This window comes from Alphaproteobacteria bacterium, from assembly GCA_035625915.1.
In the GTDB taxonomy this organism is placed as follows: Bacteria; Pseudomonadota; Alphaproteobacteria; order JACZXZ01; family JACZXZ01; genus DATDHA01.
This window is the reverse complement of the sequence record DASPOR010000026.1, coordinates 1-21,425: the sequence shown is the minus strand read 5'-3', so window position 1 is coordinate 21,425 and position 21,425 is coordinate 1. Positions and strand designations below refer to the sequence as shown.

Genomic DNA, 21,425 nt, shown 5'->3' with positions numbered 1-21,425 from the left:
TGGAAACCTGAATGCACCGACGATCATGGTCGCCGAAAAGGCGGCGGACACGATCCTCGGGCGTCCGTCTCTCGATCCGATCGCTGCACCGGTTTATTCGCCGTCCGATTCCAAGGTCGCGCGCGAGGCGCCGGATCGCGCCAATGCCGCGTCGTGAGCGCGCGAGTCCCTCTGCAACAACAGGAGGTGCAACTAATGCGGCAAGTCGGCCGGGCCGCATCGTCTGGCGGTCACATATGACGGCAGTGGAGGACAGAATCCTTCATTTGCCCTGCTGGTCAGGGACCGTCGAAACCGAGCCTTTGCAGGGCGGCATTACCAATCGCAACTTCCTCGTGCGCGACCGGGTCGGCCAATTCGTCGTGCGCGTCGGCGGAGACATTCCAATCCACGGCGTCATGCGCTTCAACGAACTTGCCGCTTCGCGGGCAGCGCACGCCGCCGACCTCTCCCCCGAAGTCGTCTATGCCGAGCCGGGCGTCATGGTGCTCCGCTTCATAGAGGGCAGAACGCTCACGCCCGAGGACGTGCGCGAGCGGTCCATGCTCTCGCGCATCCTGCCGCTCCTGAAACGATGCCACCATGACGTCGCGAAACATCTCCGCGGCCCTGTGCTCGCCTTCTCGCCGTTCCATGTTATTCGCGATTATGGTGCGACGCTCGGCGCAGCAATGGGGCGGCGCAGCAATGAGCTTTCCCGCCTTACGGAGGTCGCGGCCCGTCTCGAGCGGGAGGTTGGACCCTTTCGTCCCGTGTTTGCTCACAACGATATGCTCGCGGCAAATTTCCTGGACGATGGCGACCGGCTTTGGCTGATCGATTGGGAATATGGCGGTTTTGGCAGCGAGCTTTTCGATTTGGGTGGCGTCGCCGCGAATAACCGGCTCAGGAGCGAAGACGAAACATGGCTGCTCGAGGGCTATTTCGCGAGACGGGTCGACGACGAGTTACGCCGCCGTTATACCGCGATGAAATGCGCTGCGGCCCTGCGAGAGGCCTTGTGGGGTCTGGTCTCCGAGATTCATTCCGCGGTCGACTATGACTTTGTCGGATACAGCGATGCATGTTTCGAAACATTCGAGGACGCCTTGGCAAAGTTCCAGCGCGATTGGAACAGCCAATGACGGCACTTCCAACCGACGCTCGCGTGGTGATCGTCGGCGGTGGCATCATCGGGTGCAGCACGGCGTATCATCTCGCGAAGTGTGGGTGGAAGGACATTCTGCTCCTCGAGCGAGCACGACTCACGAGCGGGTCGACGTTCCATGCAGCCGGCCTCGTCGGGCAACTCAGGACCTCGGCCAATATCACGAGGATGCTCACATACAGCGTATCGCTTTACGGCATGCTTGAAGCGGAGACCGGTCTGGCGACGGGGTGGAAACAGAGCGGGGGGTTGCGCCTTGCCTGTAACGCGAACCGGATGGCGGAGCTTCTTCGCCAGGCCACCACGGCGCGGAGCTTCGGCCTGCCGGTCGAAATCCTGTCACCAGCCGAAGCCAAGGCGCTATGGCCACCACTCGATTCGAGCGATCTCGTCGGTGCAGTGTTCCTGCCGACCGACGGCCAGGCCAATCCCTCCGACATCGCGCAGGCATTGGCTAAAGGTGCGCGTTTGGGCGGTGTGCGTATCGTAGAGGAATGCCCGGTGACGGCGGTGCGCCTTTCGGGTGGACGAGTGGCGGGGGTTTCAACGCCTTTCGGCGACATCGTGTGCGAGGTCGTCGTCAATTGCGGCGGCCAATGGGCGAAGGAGATCGGCAGGCTTGCGGGCGTTACGGTGCCTCTCCAATCGGTTCAGCATCAATACATCGTGACGGAGACGATCGAGGGTTTGCCACGCAGTCTTCCGACCCTGCGCGATCCCGACCGGCTCACCTATTTCAAGGAGGAAGTCGGCGGGCTCGTCATGGGCGGCTACGAGCCGAATCCGATCGCTTGGGCGATCGATGGCATACCGGCCGGTTTCCACTTCACGCTTCTCGATGAAAACTGGGACCATTTCGAGCCGCTGATGCGGCAGGCGCTCGCCCGCGTGCCGGCCCTTGCCGACGCCGGCGTCAAGGAAATGATCAATGGTCCGGAATCGTTCACCCCCGACGGAAATTTCATTTTGGGCGAAGCACCCGAAGTTCGAGGCTTCTATATCGGCGCGGGGTTCAACGCCTTCGGGATCGCCTCGGCAGGCGGTGCCGGGAAGGCACTTGCGGAATGGATCGCAGGCGGCGAACCGCCCATGGACCTATGGCCGGTCGATATCCGTCGCTTCGGGCAGGTCCATCGGGACGATGCGTTCGTACGCACGCGCACGCTCGAGGCCTACGGCAAGCATTACGCGATCGCCTGGCCTCAGCAGGAATACGAGACGGGGCGTGGGTTACGCCTTTCCCCGCTTTACCGTCGCCTGGCGGATCAGGGAGCGTGCTTCGGCTCGAAGCTCGGATGGGAGAGGCCGAATTGGTTTGCAGGGCCAGGCGAAGTGCCCGCGGACGAATACTCGTTCGGGCGACCGAACTGGTTCACGGCCGTCGGCCGCGAGCACGCGGCGTGCCGCGAGAGAGTAGCGCTCTTCGATCAGACCTCGTTTGCGAAATTCCACGTGACGGGCCGCGATTCGGCGGCGGCACTTGGCTGGATATGTGCGAACGATGTCAGGCGTCCCATTGGGGCGGTGATCTATACGCAAATGCTCAACCGGCATGGCGGTATCGAATGCGATCTCACCGTGACGCGGACCGAGGAGGACGCGTTCTATCTCGTCACGGGCACCGGATTCGCAACTCACGACCTCGCATGGATCAGGCGCGCGATCCCGGAAGGGCTGGACGCCCGTGTCATCGACGTCACATCGAGCTACACGATTCTCTCCCTCATGGGGCCGAAGGCGCGAGTCGTACTCCAATCGCTGACCCACGAGCATGTCTCCAATGCCGCGTTCCCGTTTGCCTCATGCCGCGAGCTTTCTGTCGCGGGTGTCGTCGTTCGCGCGTTGCGCGTCAGCTATGTAGGCGAGCTTGGCTGGGAACTGCATGTGCCGACCGATTCCGCCATCCCGGTCTATGACGCCCTGATGTCGGTCGGAGCGGCACATGGTATCGCCAACGCCGGATATCGCGCCATTGAATCGTTGCGGCTCGAGAAGGCATATCGCGCCTGGGGCAGCGATATCGGCCCGGATTATTCGCCCCTTGAGGCTGGCCTCGGTTGGGCGGTCAAGCTCGGCAAGGACATTCCGTTTCTTGGACGGGAAGCGCTGCTCGCAAAACGATCGAAACCGCTCGTGCGTCGCCTCGCCGGATTCACCGTTGGCGATCCGGGAATTCTGCTGATTGGCCGCGAATCGATCTATCGCAATGGAACGCTCGTGGGGTGGCTATCGAGCGGCGGGTGGGGGTACACCATCGGCGCCAATATCGGTCTCGGCTACGTGCGCTGCGAGGAGGGCGTGTCCGACGATTGGCTGACGGCTGGGCGATACGAGCTCGAAATCGCAACCCAGCGTATTCCGGCCAATATCCACCTGCGACCACCATACGACCCCGACATGACGCGAATGAAGATCTAGAACGATGGCGTCATGAGGGATTGGAGCGTTTACCGGGGCTCGTGGTGGTACCGCGCGCAGCTTCGTGCCATCATGCGCCCCTCCACGCTTTGATCGATGGAGGTCACATGAACGACATTCCACGCCTCAAGCCACTCGATTCCGCAGTCGTTCCACGCTTTTCGGCCATCGCCACCTTCATGCGGACCCCCGCCGTGGAGATCACGCCAACCCTGGACGTGGCGCTGGTGGGCGTGCCATTCGACCTTGGAACGACCTTCCGTGCTGGCTCGCGCCACGGACCGGCGCAGATCCGGGAGATGTCCCGGCTCATCCGGCAGGTCAATCCAACGAACGGGATCGCGCCCTTCCGCATATGCAATGTCGGTGACGTCGGCGACGCGCCGGTCAACCCGCTCGATCTCATGGGCAGCATCGATTCGATCACGGCGTTCTTCGAGCGCATTCACGCCGCCGGGGCAGCACCGATTTCAGCCGGTGGCGATCACACGGTGACCTATCCCATTTTAAGAGGCATCGCAAAGGACGGTCCGATCGGCCTGATCCATTTCGATGCGCACGCAGATACTCTTGACGAGCTGCTCGGCAACCGCGTCAATCACGCAACCCCGTTTCGCCGCGCGGTTGAGGAAAACTTGATCGATCCCAAACGGGTGGTGCAGATCGGCCTGCGCGGGACCCGCTATGGGGACGACGATATCCGCTATGGCCAGGACGTCGGCATGCGCGTGATCACCATGGATGATTACGAGGCGATGGGGCGCGCCAAGGTCATCGACGAAATCCGTCGCGTCGTCGGCGACCGACCCGCCTACGTTACATTCGACATTGACGGCCTCGACCCTGTCTTTGCAATCGGCACAGGCGTGCCCGAGCCGGGTGGACTCAGCATGCGCGACAGCCAAGTAATCATTCGAAGCCTGGCCGGCATGAACATCGTCGGCGGCGATGTTTGCGAGGTCGCACCGCCGCTCGATCCGACCGGACACACGGCCCTCAATGCCGCAAATCTGATGTTTGAAATCCTCTGCGTCACCGCTGACGCCATTCAGCGGCGAAAGCGCAGGACGTGAGCAGCACTTAGGGCGCCGGCCCCGCGATCGTGGCCACCAGCCTCAACGCTGGCGCCGTCAGCGCGTGCTTCGTCAATCCTGGCGCTCGAGGATCTCGGTTTTGACAATCTCAATGCCGAAGCCCGAGAGGCCGACATATTCGCGCTGCCTCGTCCCCAAGATACGAATGGACGTAATGCCGAGATCTCTCAGAATTTGCGCGCCGAGACCGATTTCATGCCATTGCTGCACCCGTTGGACCTCGCTCGAGCGAGGTGCTTCGTCGCCCCTCCCATGCCCGACGACCGCATCGGAACCCTGGCGAAGATAAACCACCACGCCCTTCCCCTCCTCGGCGATCTTCTGAAGCGCCGCGGCGATGGGGCTGCGCCGATGATCGAAAATGTCGGCAACGACGTCCTCGCGCTGAAGGCGCGTGAGAATATTCCGGCCGTCGCCGATTTGCCCGAAAATGACCGCCATGTGCCGTGTGCGATCGAGGGTTGTTTCGTACCCGACCGCGAGCGCCCTGCCGATCGACGTTTCGATGGTTTCCTCGGCGATCCGCCGCACGAGGCTTTCCCGTGCTTGACGATATGCGATGAGGTTCGCAATCGAGATTATCGGAAAGCCGTGCTTTTCGGCGAATGCTGCAACTTGAGCGCCTTTCTGCACCGACCCGTCGTCATTGACGAGTTCGGCGAGAAGGCCGACCGGCGGCAAGCCGGCGAGGCGTGCGAGATCGACCGCTGCTTCCGTATGGCCCGTCCGATTGAGAACGCCGCCATCTTTTGCGATGAGGGGAAAGATGTGCCCCGGCCGAACGAAGTCCTCCGCCGTGCTGCTCGGGTCGGCCAGGGCGCGGATCGTTGCACAGCGCTCCTTAGCCGAAATACCCGTCGTGAGCCCGCTGCGATAATCGACTGAAACCGTGAAGGCGGTCGACATCGGGGCCCTGTTGTCCGCAACCATAGGCCAGAGATTGAGACGACGCGCATCCTCGTGCCGAAGCGGAGTGCAGAGGATACCCGAGGTATGCCGCACCATGAGGGCGACATACTCCGGCGTGGCGCAAGCCGCAGCCATGATGAGATCGCCCTCGTTCTCTCGGTCCTCGTCATCGACGACGACAATCGGATGCCCGGCCGCTACTCGGGCGATGGCGACATCGATGGCGTCGAACTTAGCGTTCATGGATGGCGTCCGGACAGGGATGTTGCCGCTTGTTTCCCCTGCGCGTCCATATTTTACCGGTCTCCATCGCGCAGCAGGGTAAGTGCTATCTTACCTGCAGCACGGACATGCTCAAGAGCGGCAACCTCGGCGGCGGCCGCGTCGCGGCGCTTCAGTGCCTCGAGGATGCGGCGCATTTCGAGCGGCCCCTGCCGGTTGCGCCCGCTCGAGCCGATGGTGAGCGCGCGCAACGTCGTGATGCGCGCATTGAGCGACTGAACGATCGTCCAAGCAACCGTTTTTCCTCCACTTAGGAACATCGATTCGTAGAAGGCCGTCGTGGCTTCCAATACCGCCGACATATCGCCGCTGGCATACCCCTGCTCGATACGATCGAGAGAGCGAGACATCGATTCGATGTCCGCGGCGGACGCGATTTCCGCCGCGGCGCGCGCCGCCAGCGCCTCAAGTGCGGCGCGAAGCTCGTAAAGTTGCGACGCGGCATCGCGATCCACGCGAGCCACGACCGGTCCCTGTTGCGGAACCGATTCGACCAACCCCTCCGCTTCGAGATGCCGCAGCGCCTCGCGCACGACTGTGCGGCTTACGCCCAATTCTTCGCAAAGTGTCCGCTCGACGAGGCGCGCGCCGGGCTTGAAGTGCTGCGTGAGGATGGCGCTGCGCAGCTTTTCGAGTGCGAGCGCCCTAAGGGTTTTGGTCGTTCGTTCGACCCTTAATGAGCCTGCGGCGTTTGACATCGCTAAAACCACTCTTGACATCTTATAATACGGTATACCATAATATGGGCATACCAGGAACCAATTTTTTCAACAGGGATGGTATTCATGGGGCCGGAAATCCGAAAGACCGTTATCTACGCGGAAGATACGCTGATCGAAGGGGGCAAGCCGGCGAATCCTCCTCTTCGTCTATTTGCTGCGGCGGTCGTTTTGCGCGATCCATGGATCGGTCGCGGGTTCGTGGCCGATTTGAAACCTGAAATCCGCGAGATTGCGCCACTTCTCGGCCAGCGCCTCACCGACGAGATCCTCCGCCTCGCCGGATCGGGCGACGCCGTCGAAGGCTATGGAAAGGCCGCTGTGGTCGGCACGTCATGCGAGATCGAGCATGGATCGGCGCTGATTCATACCCTGCGCTTTGGAAACCGCTACAGGAAAGCCGTTGGCGCCAAGAGCTATCTGAGCTTCACGAATACGCGCGGCGGCCCGGATTGCCCGATCGTGATCCCCCTTATGCACAAGCACGACGAGGGCATGCGCTCTCACTATTTGACGATCCAGTTCTCGATTCCCGATGCGCCGGGGCCCGAGGAGATCGTCGTAGCGCTCGGCGCCTCGATCGGCGGCCGGCCCCATCATCGGATCGGTAATCGCTATGAAGACCTCAAGGAAATGGGTGCGACCGATGCTTGAGACCGCCATGTCGCCCCACGTGCTCCGCAATGGGGTCCAGGGTACGACCCGGTATCGCCGAGACGGGCGGGGACCTGCGGCGATTTTTATCCATGGCGTCGGCATGGATGGCTCGATTTGGTCGCCGCAAATCGAAGCGCTCGCAGCAGGGCACGACGTCATCGCCTACGACATGCTCGGCCATGGCGGCACGACCAGACCGCCCTCCGATGCGAGGCTATCGGACTATGCCGATCAGCTCCTCTCGCTCATGGACGACCTCGGTGTCGACAAAGCGCACGTGGTTGGACACTCGATGGGAGCGCTTGTGGCGCTCGAATTCGCGCTGACGCACCCGGAACGCTGCTTTAGCATCGCGGCACTCAATGCCGTCCATTGCCGCACGCCGGAACAGCGCGCCGCCGTCGACGCGCGGGCCCAAGCACTCGCCGACGGTGCAGCCTCGGCTTCGGCTGAGGGTGCTATGACACGCTGGTTCGGCGACCCCGTTCCTCCCCATCTCACGGCCCAGGCCGACAAGGTGCGACGCCTGCTCACCTCGGTCGATCCGATTGGCTACGCGCGCACCTATCGCCTCTTCGCGCACTCGGACGATGCCCACAATGGTCGGCTGGAGGGGCTCGCCGTGCCGAGCCTCTTTGCGACCGGCGAGCTCGATCCCAACTCCACGCCCGCCATGTCCGAGGCGATGGCAGCCAAGGCACCGAATGGGCGTTGCGAGATCTTGCGGGGCGAACGGCACGTCATGGCGCTGACCGCACCCGACACGGTCAATCGATGCCTCAGCGCATTCATCGATACGGTCGAGCGCGGCGAGCTCGGGCAACCCACCCGCGCAACTGCCTTCTAGGGAGTTCCACTCATGGCGGATGAGACCCTGCCCATCGATTCGAAGGCTTTTCGTTATGCCCTCGGCGCTTTCGTCACGGGCGTCACGGTCGTCGCCACGCTCGGGCCCGACGGAACGCCGCGCGGATTCACGGCCAATTCCTTCACCTCCGTCTCGCTCGACCCGCCATTGGTGCTCGTCTGTATCGCCAAGACGGCGTCGAGTTATCCCGTCTTCTCGCAGACGGCAAATTTCTCGATCAGCGTCCTCGCCGAAGCCCAGAAGGACATTTCAAGCCTGTTCGCATCCAAGGCGAGCGACAAGTTTGCACTGGCCCCCTGGCGGCGCGGCGTCACCGGGAGCCCAATCATTGACGGTGTCGCGGCATGGTTCGACTGCCGCCGTCGCGACGTCGTCGAAGCCGGCGATCACATCATCCTCATCGGCGAGGTCGTCGGCTTCGATCATTCGAGCGCAAACCCACTCGGCTACTGCCGGGGCGCCTATATCGCGTTCAGCCTGTCTCAGGCCGCACTTGCAGGCACGGACTCGCGCACGAAGGTTGGCGTCATCCTCGAACGCGAGGGCGCATTGCTGCTCGTCGAAGAGGCAGGGGGTGTGCTTGACCTGCCGACGGGGTCGCGTCTCGAGCCAGCGTCCGATCCTGCGAGTCTGCGCGGCGTCCTGATGCGTCTTGGCCTGGATGCAAAGCTCGGCTTTCTTTTCGCGGTCTTCGAAGATCCGAGTGCCGCCGCGAAGACAATGTCGATCTATTACCGCGGCGAGGTCGACGGCGCCGTGCCGGTTGGATCGCAGGTCCATCTCGTGCCCTTCGAGGAAATCCCCTGGCCGAAGTTGAGGGACGAAGCCGTGCGTTCGATGCTTCGGCGCTACGTGCGCGAGCGCGAGGAGGATGCATTCGGAATCTATGTCGGCGACACGGATCGAGGTACGGTCCAGGCCCTCGCCAAACAAAGTCGCGCGCAGCCGATCGACGTGAAGGATCGCCAATCATGAAATTGTCGCTCTTCGTGCACATGGAGCGTGCCGACCCCGAGACACCGCATGCTCGACTGTTCGACGAATTGACCGAACTGGTGACGATCGCGGAGAAAGCCGGCTTCGAAACCGCGTGGATCGGCGAGCATCACGGGATGGAGTTCACGATAGCGCCCAATCCCTTTATCAACCTCGCCTATCTCGGCGCAATGACCCGCGACATCAGGCTCGGTACCGGCACCGTGATCGCGCCCTTCTGGCACCCAATAAAGCTGGCAGGCGAAGCGGCGATGGCCGACATCGCGACCGGCGGCCGGCTGGACTTGGGTATGGCGCGCGGCGCTTACTCTTTCGAGTACGAACGCCTGCTGCCCGGTCTTGACGCGATGGGGGCCGGCCAACGCTTGCGCGAAATGATCCCTGCAATTCGCGGCCTTTGGCAGGGCGACTACGCACATAACGGCGAATTCTGGAAATTTCCGGCGACGACTTCGGCGCCGAAACCGCTTCAGAGGCCGCATCCGCCGATTTGGGTGGCGGCGCGCGATCCTAATTCCCACGAGTTCGCGGTCGCCAATCGATGCAATGTGCAAGTGACCCCCCTTGCCTCGGGGGACGGCGAGGTCGCGAGCCTGATGGAGCGCTTCAACGCCGCTTGCAATGCGCATCCAGCCGTACCCCGTCCCAAGATCATGCTGTTGATGCACACGTTCGTCGCAGACTCCGCGACCGAGACAGCGCACCTGAGGCGCGACTTGAGTGCCTTCTATTGCACATTCGGCGCGTGGTTTCAGAACAAGCGGCCGATCCGCCAGGGCATCATGGCGCCGTTGAGCGAGGCAGAGATGGCGGCGATGCCGAATTACGCGCCCGAGGTCGTTGGCAAGAACCTCGTGATCGGCGAGCCCGGTCACGTCGTCGATCGTCTCAAGGCCTACGAAGCGCTCGGCTACGACCAGTACTCGATCTGGATCGACAGCGGCATCAGCCACGAGCGCAAGAAGAAATCGCTTGAGCTGTTCATTCGACACGTGATGCCGGCTTTCGCCTGAGCCGCATTCTGCACGCACCAATTCGAAGCGGGAGAACCCCAATGTCGCTACCGCGATTTAAGGCCTATATCGACGGCGCCTTCGAGGACGGCCAGTCGACGTTCGAAAGCATCGACCCCGCAACCGGCAAGCCGTGGGCGATCATGCCCGCCGCAACCGCTGGCGACGTCGACCGCGCGGTTCGGGCGGCGCATCGCACACTAGGCGACCCCGCTTGGGCCGGACTGACCGCGACCGGGCGTGGAAAGCTTCTTTACCGGCTCGGCGACCTCGTGGCTCAGAATGCCGAGCGCCTCGCGATACTGGAGACGCGCGATACCGGCAAAATCATTCGCGAAACGCGTGCCCAGATCGGCTATGTCGCCGAGTTCTACCGTTATTTCGCGGGCCTCGCCGACAAGTCCGAGGGCGCTTATCTACCGATCGACAAGCCGGATATGGAAGTGTTTCTGCGTCGCGAACCGATCGGCGTGGTCGCCGCGGTCGTGCCATGGAACTCGCAGCTCTTCCTCTCCGCGGTCAAGCTCGGGCCGGCGCTCGCGGCCGGTTGCCCGGTCGTTCTGAAGGCATCGGAAGAGGGCCCGGCTCCGCTTCTCGAGTTCGCCCGTCTCGTCCACGAGGCGGGCTTCCCGAGCGGGGTCGTGAACATCGTGACCGGATTTGGCGAAGAATGCGGCAAGACGCTGACGAGCCATCCGCTCGTGGCGCGGGTCGCATTCACGGGAGGGCCTGCTACGGCACGGCACGTGGTACGCAACACGGCCGAGAATCTTGCCTATACGACGTTGGAGCTTGGCGGCAAATCGCCCGTCGTCGTGTTCGCCGACGCCGATCTCGACAGCGTCTCGAACGCGATCGTCGCGGGCATCTTTGCGGCCTCCGGCCAGAGTTGCGTCGCTGGCTCCCGCTTATTTGTCGAGCACTCCATCCGTGATCGATTGATCGGCACCTTGGCAGCAAAGGCGAAAGCCATTGTGATCGGAAACCCTCAGGACCCCGCGACCGAGATGGGACCGCTTGCCACACGGCGTCAGCGCGACCACATCGAGCGCGTCTTGGCTCGGAGTGTGGATGCGGGTGCCGAGATCGTCACGGGCGGGGGCCGTCCCCCCGGCTTCGACGATGGTTTTTATTTCGAACCGACCATCGTGTCATGCGGCGGCAATGCGATTCCAGCTGCGGCGGAGGAACTATTCGGGCCGGTCTTGAGCGTGATTGCATTCGACGGGGAAGACGATGCCGTGGAGAAGGCCAACGACACGCCATTCGGGTTGGCGTCGGGCGTGTTCACTCGCGACCTCACGCGTGCGCATCGAATGATCCGGCGTATTCGCGCGGGCATCGTCTGGGTCAACACATATCGCGCGGTCTCGCCCATCGTCCCCTTCGGCGGGTATGGGCTTTCGGGTCTTGGACGCGAGGGCGGCTCGGAATCGATCCGGGACTATTCCCGCGTCAAAGCCGTCTGGATCCGCACGTCCGACGCACCGATTCCGGATCCATTCGTGATGCGCTGACGCTACTGAGCTGCCGGCGCTTGGGCGGAGGCAATCTGGCGTGAGACCAGTTGCGCGTAGAGCCCTCCCTTCGCCAACAGCGTTTCATGCCTGCCGACCTCGGCCACACGGCCCTCGTCCAAGACGACGATCATGTCGGCATCTCGGATCGTCGATAGCCGGTGGGCAATCACGATGGTGGTGCGGTCGGCCCGCAGCAGATCGAGGGCACGGCGCACGGCCTGCTCGTTCACCGTGTCGAGATGCGATGTCGCCTCGTCCAGGATCAGCACGGGTGCATCCTTGAGGTAGGCGCGGGCAATGGCGACGCGCTGACGCTGACCGCCGGAAAGACTCATCCCACGCTCGCCGACCGGCGTGTCGAGACCGTCGGGAAGCGTGTCGATGAGATCGCCGAGGGACGCGCGCTCGACGGCACGGCGGAGTTCCGTCTCGCCCGCTTCGGGACGCGCGATCAGCAGATTGTTCTTGAGCGTATCGTTGAAGAGATAAGTGTCCTGGGCGACAAGTGCGATGCGCTTGCGCAAGTCGTCGAGTTTGTAGGCACGGAGGTCGGCGCCATTCAGCGTGATGCGCCCTTCGTCTGGATCCCAAAAGCGCATCAAGAGTTGCGCGGTCGTCGTCTTCCCCGCACCGGATGTGCCCACGAGTGCCAACGTGCGCCCGGCCGGAACCTCGAACCTGAGGGCACTTAGCGCGCGTCGCGCTTGCCCGGGATAGGCGAAGCTCACTCGTTCCAGGGCCAGCGACACAGGCCCGGTGCGATAAGGAACGCCAGGCCCATCTCTCACGGGCACCGGCTCGTTCGCGAGCGCATAGATGCGCCGCGTGGCGCCGAGCGTATCGGCGAGCTGCCGGCCGACCTGGGCGATTTCCGAAACCGGCAGGAATGCCGACATGGCAAGAAGCGTGAGAAGCGGTAGCAGGGCCGGGTCGATGAGATCGCGCGCGGCAAGGCCGGCGCCCGTTGCAACGACGACGAGCCCACCGAGCCCGGTGATCGCCTCGAGAGCGCTCTGTTGCAACGTCAACTCGCCGAAGAAGGGCCGGCGCAGGCGAATGTATCGCTCGGAAAGCGCGTCGAGGCGAGCGCCCTGCGTCGCCTCTTGCTGGAATGCGACGATTTCGCCGAGCCCCTGCACGGCGTCTACTGCGAAGGCGCCAAGTTCTCCGGCGGCCTCGCGCGCGGCGGAGCCCAGGCGGTCGACACGCTTACGCATCACGACCGGGCTCAAGGCGGCGGCGGCAAGAAAGGGGACGAGCGTCAGCGCGAGCCAAAGACTTTCGGAGAACAGCACCGTGAGTACCGCGGCCGGCACGAGGATCGCCACGAAGGCGGGTGCGACCGTGTGGGCAAAAAAATATTCGACGAGTTCGATGTCATGGGTGGCGAGCGCCATCAGATCGCCCGTTCGGCGGCGCACCAGATAGGCGGGCGCCAGTGCATCGAGCTTGCGGAAGGCGTCGATTCGCATCTCCGCGAGGAGGCGGAAGGCCATATCGTGGGCGATCCAGGATTCGAGCCAATGCAGCGCACCCGAAAGTGGCGCCACGATGGCGAGCGCCCACAACCACATTCCATAGGGTTGTCCGTTCTTCAGCCCGACGACGACCAGGGCACTCAGCACACCGACACCGATGAAGGCGAGAACGCGGAGGACACCAAAGAGAAACGCGGCTCCAAGCCGGTCTTTCCACGGCATGATCAGTTGCATGAGCTCGGCGACGAGCCGTGGCATGCTCAACCCTTCAGCCTTGATAATGCCCTCGGTTACCGGCTCGATCGCCCCGTGGCGTGAGTCCGCGACCAACTCGACCGTGCGGGCAGGTGGAATATCGTCGATGACAGCGGCGGCACGAGACTCCCTCACCTGCTCCGCCATCAACCTCGCATAGACGCCACCGGCCTTCATGAGGTGATCGTGCCGTCCGCTTTCCACGACGCGTCCACCGTCGAGCACGAGGATGCGATCGCACGCGATGACGCTCGAAAGTCTATGCGCAAGGATCAGCGTTGTGCGCCCGCGCATCAGTCGGTCGAGTGCTTCCTGGATGACGGCCTCGTTTTCGGCATCGACCGCGGATAGCGCTTCGTCGAGCACGAGGATCGGCGTATCGCGCAAGAGAGCGCGTGCAATTGCCACACGTTGTCGCTGGCCGCCTGAAAGCTTGACACCCTTTTCGCCGACAATCGTGCGATAGCCGTGAGGGAGCGTCAGAACGAATTCGTGGATGTTCGCGGCACTCGCGGCGGCCCAGACGTCCGCGTCGGACGCCTCCGGTCGGCCCATCCGAATGTTGTCCTCGACCGTGCCGTGAAAGAGGAACGTGTCCTGGTTGACCACCGAAATCGGCGAGCGGATCTGATCGAAGGACAAATGCCGGAGATCGTGGCCGCCGAGACGGATCACGCCGTCATCCGGGTCATAAAAGCGGAGCAGCAGACGGACGATCGACGATTTGCCCCCACCCGAAGTGCCGACGATGCCGACGCGTTCGCCCGCGGCCACCCGAAAATCGAGCCCGTCATGGACCGTGTGGCGCGAGCCCGGGTAATGAAAACGCACACCCTCGAACGCCAGGCTCGGCTCGAGTGGCTCGGCGATCGGAGCCGCGGGCGCATCCACGACCGCCGGATGATCGTCGAGGATTTGATAGATGCCCTGGGCGGCCGACATACCGACCATGCCTTGATGGAGCACCGTGCGCAGCTCGCGCATGGGTCGGAACACTTCCACACCCAGCATGAGGACGATCAGCAAGGAGGGCAGTCCCATGGCACCCACCCCGACGCGATAAGCACCTACCGCCAGTGCTGCGGCAGCACCACAGGCGATGGCACTATCGGTAATCCCACGGGCAAGCACGTTGGTGGCGAGTACCCACATGGTCCGTCGAAAAAGCTCCCGCGCCTCCAACTCGAGCTTGTCGGCCCGCGCCTTGCTTTGGCCGAACGCTTTCAACGTAGCGAGACCTTGGATCGAATCGAGAAGCTCCGCGGCAAAGGACGAATACGCCTTCTGTCGCCCGAGGGAGTTTGCCACATCGTGCCGGTGCCACAGTGCTGGCGCGAAGAGTGCAATGACGGCGAAGGCGAGCATGACCGAGGCAACCGGCAGATCGACGAACGCCATCGCCGCGAAGATCAGGACCGGCGTGAGCATCGAGATCATGAACTGCGGCAGGAATTGACCGAAATAGGTTTCGAGCTGCTCGACGCCGTCGACCAGCGAGAGCGCTATGGCGCCGGAGCGTTTGCGCGCGACCGTGCCAGGGCCAAGTGCGGCGATCTTGTCGTATAGGGTTCGGCGCAGTCTTTTCTGAACGCGTGCCGCCGTCTCGTGCGCGACCATTGTGCGCCAATGTTCGAATCCCGCCCGCACCACCATGACGGCGGCCACAAGCAGGAAGGGCGAAGTCAGCGTTGCTAGATCGCGGCCCGCGAATACTTGACCGATCAGCCAGCCGAGCAGCCCGAGTCTCGCGATGCCGAGACCGACGGCGACCAGGCCGATCAATACCGCCCAAAGGATGCGAAGCCGCACGCCTTCGGTGAAGATCCACAGGCGCGGCTCGAAATGCATTCACGTACTCCGATAGTCTCGTCGCGGGGGGCCGATTGGGCGGCGCGTCGGGATCGGCGGCCCCGCTTGTCGGGCGCTAGCATAGCCGGAAGCCAGCCGCCGAGCCTAGTGCGGCGGATTTGGAGTTCCTGACATTTTGGTGGCAGCCGCGTCCAGGAACTTCAAATCCGAATACCACACTAGATTCACCATATTAGTCGCGTGGCGGATGCGGCCCTATCGACGCCTGCCGCGTGCGCTTCAACGATTGGTCAATCGCTATTTCTGCTGGCACCGGCCGCACGCTCAGTTACACAAGGAGTTTTCGTGCACCTTCCCAAAGATCGCGCACCACCTCGGCCGCTGGTCGAGCGGGCGCAAGAGCAGCGGATTGGCCGGCCCAGGCTTGCATGCGCTGCACGTCCCCTTCCTTTTGGGCAGCCGCCCGCATGGCCGCCGTCAAACCGCGCTGTACGGGATAGGGCGCTGGCGATGGCGCCTCCGGCGCCGTCGCGGCGCGCACATAATTCGTGGCGATGCTGCGCCCGGCGCGGCCGCTGAAGACGCGGCTAACCATCGTATCTTCCGGTGCGGTGTGGGCCAGGGCGGCGGCCCATGCCGGAGGAATTTGCGCCTCGGGGCAGCGGAGGAAGCCGGTGCCGATCTGTGCGGCACTGGCGCCGAGCGTCACGGCTGCCGCCACGCCGCGGGCATCGGCGATGCCGCCCGTCGCCACGACCGGCACTTTGACCGCATCGACCACTGCCGGCACCAGCGCGAACAAGCCCACCTGCTGACGCTCGGCGTTCGCGGGATCGAAGCTGCCGCGGTGCCCGCCTGCCTCCATTCCTTGCGCGACGATCACATCGGCACCCGCGGCCTCGGCCGCGCGCGCTTCCGCAACCGTGGAAATAGTGGCAAACCACGCGATTCCCTGCTTCTTGAGCCTTGCCACGAAATCCGGCGGGTAGAGCCCCATGATGGAGGACACAACGGCGGGCTTGACGTCGAGAAAGGCTTGGCACTGGCCGGTGAAATCCGGCAGCGTGGCGTCGCCCGCCTCGGGCGGTACGGCCGGCCCCCAATGGCCGAGAAACTCGCGGACGAGTACCTCGTGCTCCCCGTGCCGGCTTGGCTTCGGTTGCGGTATCCAAAGATTGAGTTGGAAGACGCCGCTCGTCTTTCCGCGCACTTCCTTGACCCACGCATGGATTGCATCGGGTTCCATCAGGAGCGCTCCGCACGCACCAAGACCGCCTGCATTCGCGACCGCAATCGAGAGCGATGTAGCGCTCGCACCCGCCATGGGTCCGAGCAGAATCGGGACGCGCAATCCAAAACGGCGGCAGAATGCCTCGGCGCGAGAGACCGAAGTTGTCATCGTTCGACTCCTCCTAATTCGCGGGTGCGCAGATCGGCCAATGCGCCGCATCGGGAATTTGACGTGCAGCACGACATAACAACACGACCGGTCATTGCGCCGTCACGCGCGTCCCGTGTCGGGATCGAGAAAACTACCTCTGTCGAATTTGGAGCTCGTGAGCATATTGGGCAAGTAGGATTTTCAACTCGAAGCCAACCCGCATTGCGGACATTGCCTCCGCTTCACAGGCGGTCCCCTATGCTTGGTTTCCAGCTGTCGTTGCGAGCATCGTGAGGCCGACGGGTCCGAGACCGCACACTTCGCAGCCGGCTTTCCGAAAGCGCGCAGAGGGATACGCAGGCTCGATCGTCCAACGCTTCCCAGCGCTGATGGCGATCACGGTGTCGCCAGCCCGGACCGCGATTATTTCAGCGCCGCTGCTGAGCACGTTATTCATCGACTTCGGTGGGTTGAAATGATGGGTGCTGCAATGATTGAACTTGCGGCCCCTACGATGTCAACGGAAGCCGCACGGGCCAACTCAAGGGCATGGGGAAGCGGAATCGCCGGTGCTTAAAACGCGTTCCGAGAAAATCGGACCGCCCGTTCCTCCCCTTTCGACGAAGCGGATTTTAATACCGCCGGGGCCAGTTCGTTCCTTTGTCAGCCGCGTCGCACCGTGGAATTGCTGCTTCGGATGCGCGCCTTCTAATGCAGTGACTCCAACAGGCCGTCGTTCCGCCTGGGTTTCGTCTGGCGATAGTAATTGTATGCACTGCCGCCCGCAGAGCGGAATCCCGCCTCCTGCTTGTCGAAGCGGAACCCGAACCCCCGCTCATGATATGTGTCGAAAACGTCCCGATACTTCAGATAACCGAACAAGTAAAAATGCAGGCGCTCGTTGTTGAACTCGTCGATCTCCTCGTCCGTCAAAACCCGAGGAAACTCGATCTTGTAAAGGTCCGGTTCTCTGTGAAGGATGCTTGGGCCGTTGAAGCGGATCGCGTTGCTGAACTTCCTCCTCCTCGGCAGGTTTTCGCCGAGGAAGAGTTCCGCACGCAGTGTCGAAACCATTGCCGGCGTGCGCCCGTAATTGATCAATACGAACTCGACCCATGGATTGATCGCAAAAGGTGTTCCCGCATGAGTCAAATGCGGCTCAGGATCGCCGAGGAAAATGTGCGGCCGTTCTCCACCGACGAACGTTTCGACCGTCCGCTCCGTTTGCCAGATGACCAAGGCCCCGATCGCGACCAGGACCACCATGACGGCGATGAGCCACCTGGTGAAGCTCGCGACCTCACCCGTGTAAATCGACAACTGTTGAGTGTATCGGGCGAGTTCCTGCTGCACCTCCGCGACGTCGACGTCATGATGACGAATATCCTTTGGTGGTAGACTCTCGGGATGTTGGCCTGGCTGTGCCGACTCTCCTCCGCCGCGCTCTTCCACGCCGGCCTGTTGGATCTCGCTTGCCACCGTCTTGGCGTATTCGAAAAGAGCCGACTCAGACGAAGGTCCCGAGGGCGATGGGTTTTGGGGTTCAGCCCATGCGCCAACGTGCCAGAATGCTGCGACGACGAATGCCGCAATGATCCTGCCGTGGCTTGCCATCCCCGGATTGCCCCTCAATCGTTCCGGAATTTCCCGGTATTTATGTGAACTCGATGTTCCGCAAGACCTTGCAGTCCTGCGCACGCCCACTGGCGGGCATGATTCCATCCTGCCCAGCCCATGTCGCCGGCGATTTTGTGGTATTCCCTAAAAGTCGTACCTGAATTATCGATTGGAGTAGTGCAAGGACGGTGCGAGTACTGCAGTCGCAGGGCGCTCTGCCGCGGCCGGGTAAAGCGGCCATGGCCCCCGAGAATGGCACGGGGGCACTTGCCAGCCGCTGCAGGAGGGATTGGGGGTCGATGGGTCTCTTGGCCGGATTCTCCGTTAGCGCAAACTCAATGGGCCAAGCATTGCGCTCGCGGAAGTCCGAAGATGCTCTTAGACATCAAAGACGCCCACTTAAAAAAAGTGAGCGCCTTCGGGAACAGAAAGCCACCTCAGAGCGGCCACGTAGGCCGGTCATTTCAAGGCGTAAGCTCGGTGCCTGCTACCCCGGCAGACCCGGAAGCAATATTACTGGATGAACCCCCGCTCATAGAGCGGCCGGGTGAGAGGCGATAGCCTCATTGCTCGTCGTCCGACCCATCACCGTGACACGACGATGGCGGCGGAGATGCCAGTCGGTAGAGGCTGAAGTCGCCGCCCGGAACCAGCGATCGAGCGCACCGACCGAGGCGACCAATACGTAATGCCGCGCGTTTCTCGGAAAACCCCCGACGAATGGGCGGCAAGTTAGGCCAAGGCGAATAAGGAAGCCGCCGAGGCCGTGATGGAGATGGGTCGTCAAGCGCTCCGCTCACCAGACGACTGGTGGGCGATCGTTCTCGGTTCGGGCTATTGCTGGACGGTTGAGCGGCTTGGAACGGATGCGGCCGAGCAGGTGCGTCTCACGAACCTCGATCAGATACATTGCAGGAACCTTACCGAGGTCGAGACGAACGCAACATTTGACACGGCCCACAAATCCGATCGGTTAAGCGTCTACGCGGCTCGCAGGGAGCAGCACGACGCTCGTGGCGCAATGCAGCTAAACTAGGCGTGCAGACCAAGGTATTTGCGCACTTCCTCGAGTAGCTTTTCCCCGGCCATGAATCGCGCTTTCGCTTCGCCGCTGGTTATCTTCCCCGCACGGAGTAACTCCGCATCCCTGAATATTTGCAAACGCAATTCTTTCATGCTGCGCAGGCTGCCGTACAAATTCGTCGCTTCGTCGTCTGGGTCGGCCTTGAGCTTCAAAACGTTCTCCCGCATCGTGCGTTCGCTCCATTCGAGATGGATAGGGAAGCATTCAACCGTATTATTCGCACGCAGCACCGTGTTAGGCCAGCGTCGATGAATCTGTGTCTGTAATAAAATTGGGACGTATGATCTAATCGATCTTCACCCCAGCGAGGACGCAAGAGTCGCGGCGCTTGAGTATCCCGACTTCTACGGGGCGATCAGCCTTTGCACCCCAATTCTGAAGCGCGTTCGATAAACCTAATCTGGGGTGGGCTGAATTTTTCCGCCGAAGAATTTGCCGAACGGACCCGTCTTCCTGGTTTCCAAATTTCTTGACGAGGCTCGACCATGGTCCAAGCCGGCGAGGCATGGGGTTGATTCTGGCCATGGCCGCCACAGGGGGTTGGGGGGCCGCCACTGGCCGCAAAGCCGCATCGGGGTTTTGTTTCGGCAAATAGGGGATTCCACGGACGGGCGGCTCGCTATCGTCATTCGCGACGCTGGCCCCCCGTCAAATGTCATTCTCCCGCGACAACGACGCCGCCTATAAGTTTGATCTGGCAGATATCGACGCAAGGGGGGCTTGCGGGGTCGTTCGAATGGCCGATAGCTGGCTGATTCGACTCTGTCGACGACCGCTATTCACCAATGCGGTGGCGTCTACGGGGATTTCAAGAAGGCGCTGGCGACGATGTCGGACGGACTGATACGACTTTTCATTCCTTTATGTCGCCTTCGGATTCCGATATGACTCCGGTTCGCGCTTGGCACGCCGATGCGGAGCCGCCGAACCCCTCGGATTTCTAGTATTATCAATATGCTTGGATGGTGGGCGCGGCAAGGATTGAACTTGCGACCCCTACGATGTCAACGTAGTGCTCTCCCGCTGAGCTACGCGCCCGCCTCGCCGAGATGCCTGTTATGGGGCCGGACTATCTCGTGGACGAAGGCTGCTATACAGCCATTCCCCAGGGCATTGCAAGCATGGGGTGGTCGCGGGTTGCGCTTGGCAAGCTAAGCCGCAAGAAGGCGCTCGACCTCCTGTACGAGGTCGCGCAGGTGGAACGGTTTTGAAAGGACCTTAGCCGCCCGCGGCGCCACCTGCCCGCCCGAAAGGGTCACCGCCGCGAAGCCTGTGATGAACATGACGCGTAGCTTCGGAGCCGCAAGCGTGGCGCGGCGCGCAAGCTCGATGCCGTCGAGGCCGGGCATCACGATGTCGGCGATCAGAAGATCGAAGCCCGCTTGCTCGGCGATCGCCCGAAGGGCTTTCTCCCCGTCCGCCGCGGACACCACGGTATGGCCTGCCCGTTCGAGTGCGCGCGCCAGGAAGACGCGCATCGAGGTATCGTCTTCAGCAAGGAGAATGCACGCCATGAAGAACCCTGCGTAGATTATGCGAACGCCCGGGCGGCGATGCCCTCCAGTGCCGTCGGAACAATCCCCGGCGAGGGCGATTTCGACGACGCAAGATTAGGTAAGACTGGTTTCGAAAAGGTAAACGACCTCGGTATCCCGCCATCCTCCCGCGTGAGTATGCTGTACGAAAGTTGCCTTCGAGTCCAGGCCGAGGATGCCTCGCGCCATGCTGATGACAGCCGCCCGCGAATCGGCTAGTTAAAAAGTCATGGACAGCATTGCGATCTCGATCCCGGGTTTGGGTGCGGCCTGGGACATGGCTGTGCCGCGCAAGCAGGCGATGCCGGTGGTTTTCGCTTCTCCCCACAGCGGGACGGATTATCCACCGAGTTTCGTGGCGAAGTCGCGGCTCGATCCGATTACGCTGCGAAAATCTGAGGATTCCTTCGTGGACGAAGTGTTCGCCGGCGTGGTGGACGAGGGTGCGCCACTTCTGAAAGCGCTTTTCCCGAGGGCTTATGTCGACCCTAATCGGGAGCCGTTCGAGCTCGATCCCGCCATGTTCGCGGACTCGCTGCCTGACTATGCCAATACCTGCTCGCCGCGAATCGCAGCCGGGCTTGGCACGATTGCAAGAGTTGTCGCGACTGGCGAAGAAATCTACCGGGAGAAGCTTACCTTC

18 protein-coding genes and 1 tRNA gene are annotated in these 21,425 nt (G+C 62.4%); 10 read left to right on the top strand and 9 right to left on the bottom strand.

Annotation, left to right across the window (positions count from 1 at the left end; translation table 11 throughout):
* Positions 1–236: 236 nt before the first annotated feature.
* The 3 genes from VEJ16_02510 to speB all read left to right on the top strand — a co-directional run bounded on the left by VEJ16_02510 (position 237) and on the right by speB (position 4,638).
* Positions 237–1,124: a phosphotransferase gene (locus VEJ16_02510; protein HYB08525.1), complete on the top strand. Its 888-nt coding sequence runs from the start codon at positions 237–239 to the stop codon at positions 1,122–1,124.
* Positions 1,121–3,565, top strand: a complete 2,445-nt coding sequence (locus VEJ16_02505) for an FAD-dependent oxidoreductase (protein ID HYB08524.1) — start codon at positions 1,121–1,123, stop codon at positions 3,563–3,565. Before VEJ16_02510 ends, VEJ16_02505 begins: the two co-directional genes overlap by 4 nt.
* Before the next feature lie 107 nt (positions 3,566–3,672).
* Positions 3,673–4,638: an agmatinase gene (gene speB / locus VEJ16_02500; GenBank protein ID HYB08523.1), complete on the top strand. Its 966-nt coding sequence runs from the start codon at positions 3,673–3,675 to the stop codon at positions 4,636–4,638.
* Between the two features lie 72 nt (positions 4,639–4,710).
* Here the strand turns inward: speB and ribB are convergent, their stop codons facing one another.
* Complete coding sequence (gene ribB / locus VEJ16_02495) at positions 4,711–5,811, bottom strand: 3,4-dihydroxy-2-butanone-4-phosphate synthase (GenBank protein ID HYB08522.1); 1,101 nt, start codon at positions 5,809–5,811, stop codon at positions 4,711–4,713.
* A gap of 53 nt (positions 5,812–5,864) precedes the next feature.
* Positions 5,865–6,548, bottom strand: a complete 684-nt coding sequence (locus tag VEJ16_02490) for a GntR family transcriptional regulator (GenBank protein HYB08521.1) — start codon at positions 6,546–6,548, stop codon at positions 5,865–5,867.
* A gap of 87 nt (positions 6,549–6,635) precedes the next feature.
* On the opposite strand from VEJ16_02490, the gene VEJ16_02485 reads away from it, so the two are divergent.
* From VEJ16_02485 to VEJ16_02465, 5 genes are read left to right on the top strand one after another with little or no spacing between them, the layout of a single operon-like run.
* Positions 6,636–7,223, top strand: a complete 588-nt coding sequence (locus VEJ16_02485; GenBank protein HYB08520.1) for an amino acid synthesis family protein — start codon at positions 6,636–6,638, stop codon at positions 7,221–7,223.
* Positions 7,216–8,073 carry an alpha/beta fold hydrolase gene (locus VEJ16_02480; protein ID HYB08519.1) on the top strand — a complete coding sequence of 286 codons (858 nt, stop codon included), beginning with the start codon at positions 7,216–7,218 and terminating at the stop codon, positions 8,071–8,073. Before VEJ16_02485 ends, VEJ16_02480 begins: the two co-directional genes overlap by 8 nt.
* Before the next feature lie 12 nt (positions 8,074–8,085).
* Positions 8,086–9,069: a flavin reductase family protein gene (locus tag VEJ16_02475; protein ID HYB08518.1), complete on the top strand. Its 984-nt coding sequence runs from the start codon at positions 8,086–8,088 to the stop codon at positions 9,067–9,069.
* On the top strand, positions 9,066–10,103 hold the full coding sequence (locus VEJ16_02470) for an LLM class flavin-dependent oxidoreductase (protein ID HYB08517.1): 1,038 nt from the start codon (positions 9,066–9,068) through the stop codon (positions 10,101–10,103). The genes VEJ16_02475 and VEJ16_02470 overlap by 4 nt, the downstream gene beginning before the upstream one ends.
* A 41-nt stretch (positions 10,104–10,144) precedes the next feature.
* Positions 10,145–11,620 carry an aldehyde dehydrogenase gene (locus VEJ16_02465; GenBank protein ID HYB08516.1) on the top strand — a complete coding sequence of 492 codons (1,476 nt, stop codon included), beginning with the start codon at positions 10,145–10,147 and terminating at the stop codon, positions 11,618–11,620.
* Positions 11,621–11,622: 2 nt separating this feature from the next.
* Here the strand turns inward: VEJ16_02465 and VEJ16_02460 are convergent, their stop codons facing one another.
* The 4 genes from VEJ16_02460 to VEJ16_02445 all read right to left on the bottom strand — a co-directional run bounded on the left by VEJ16_02460 (position 11,623) and on the right by VEJ16_02445 (position 18,160).
* On the bottom strand, positions 11,623–15,204 hold the full coding sequence (locus VEJ16_02460; GenBank protein HYB08515.1) for an ABC transporter ATP-binding protein: 3,582 nt from the start codon (positions 15,202–15,204) through the stop codon (positions 11,623–11,625).
* A gap of 289 nt (positions 15,205–15,493) precedes the next feature.
* Positions 15,494–16,564 carry a nitronate monooxygenase gene (locus VEJ16_02455; protein HYB08514.1) on the bottom strand — a complete coding sequence of 357 codons (1,071 nt, stop codon included), beginning with the start codon at positions 16,562–16,564 and terminating at the stop codon, positions 15,494–15,496.
* Positions 16,565–16,802: 238 nt separating this feature from the next.
* Positions 16,803–17,003 carry a hypothetical protein gene (locus tag VEJ16_02450; protein HYB08513.1) on the bottom strand — a complete coding sequence of 67 codons (201 nt, stop codon included), beginning with the start codon at positions 17,001–17,003 and terminating at the stop codon, positions 16,803–16,805.
* Between the two features lie 251 nt (positions 17,004–17,254).
* Positions 17,255–18,160, bottom strand: a complete 906-nt coding sequence (locus tag VEJ16_02445) for a hypothetical protein (protein ID HYB08512.1) — start codon at positions 18,158–18,160, stop codon at positions 17,255–17,257.
* A gap of 769 nt (positions 18,161–18,929) precedes the next feature.
* Between VEJ16_02445 and VEJ16_02440 the strand changes: the two genes are divergently transcribed.
* Positions 18,930–19,199, top strand: a complete 270-nt coding sequence (locus tag VEJ16_02440) for a hypothetical protein (GenBank protein HYB08511.1) — start codon at positions 18,930–18,932, stop codon at positions 19,197–19,199.
* On the opposite strand, the gene VEJ16_02435 is transcribed toward VEJ16_02440, so the two are convergent.
* The 3 genes from VEJ16_02435 to VEJ16_02425 all read right to left on the bottom strand — a co-directional run bounded on the left by VEJ16_02435 (position 19,196) and on the right by VEJ16_02425 (position 20,761).
* Entirely contained in the window at positions 19,196–19,399 is a 204-nt protein-coding gene (locus VEJ16_02435; GenBank protein ID HYB08510.1) for a hypothetical protein, read from the bottom strand. The two genes, VEJ16_02440 and VEJ16_02435, sit on opposite strands and share 4 nt — an antisense overlap.
* A gap of 811 nt (positions 19,400–20,210) precedes the next feature.
* Positions 20,211–20,285 (bottom strand) — tRNA-Val (locus tag VEJ16_02430).
* Between the two features lie 113 nt (positions 20,286–20,398).
* Positions 20,399–20,761, bottom strand: a complete 363-nt coding sequence (locus VEJ16_02425; GenBank protein ID HYB08509.1) for a response regulator — start codon at positions 20,759–20,761, stop codon at positions 20,399–20,401.
* Between the two features lie 250 nt (positions 20,762–21,011).
* Between VEJ16_02425 and VEJ16_02420 the strand changes: the two genes are divergently transcribed.
* Positions 21,012–21,425, top strand: a 414-nt coding sequence (locus VEJ16_02420; protein HYB08508.1) for an N-formylglutamate amidohydrolase, incomplete at its 3' end; no start/stop codon positions are given.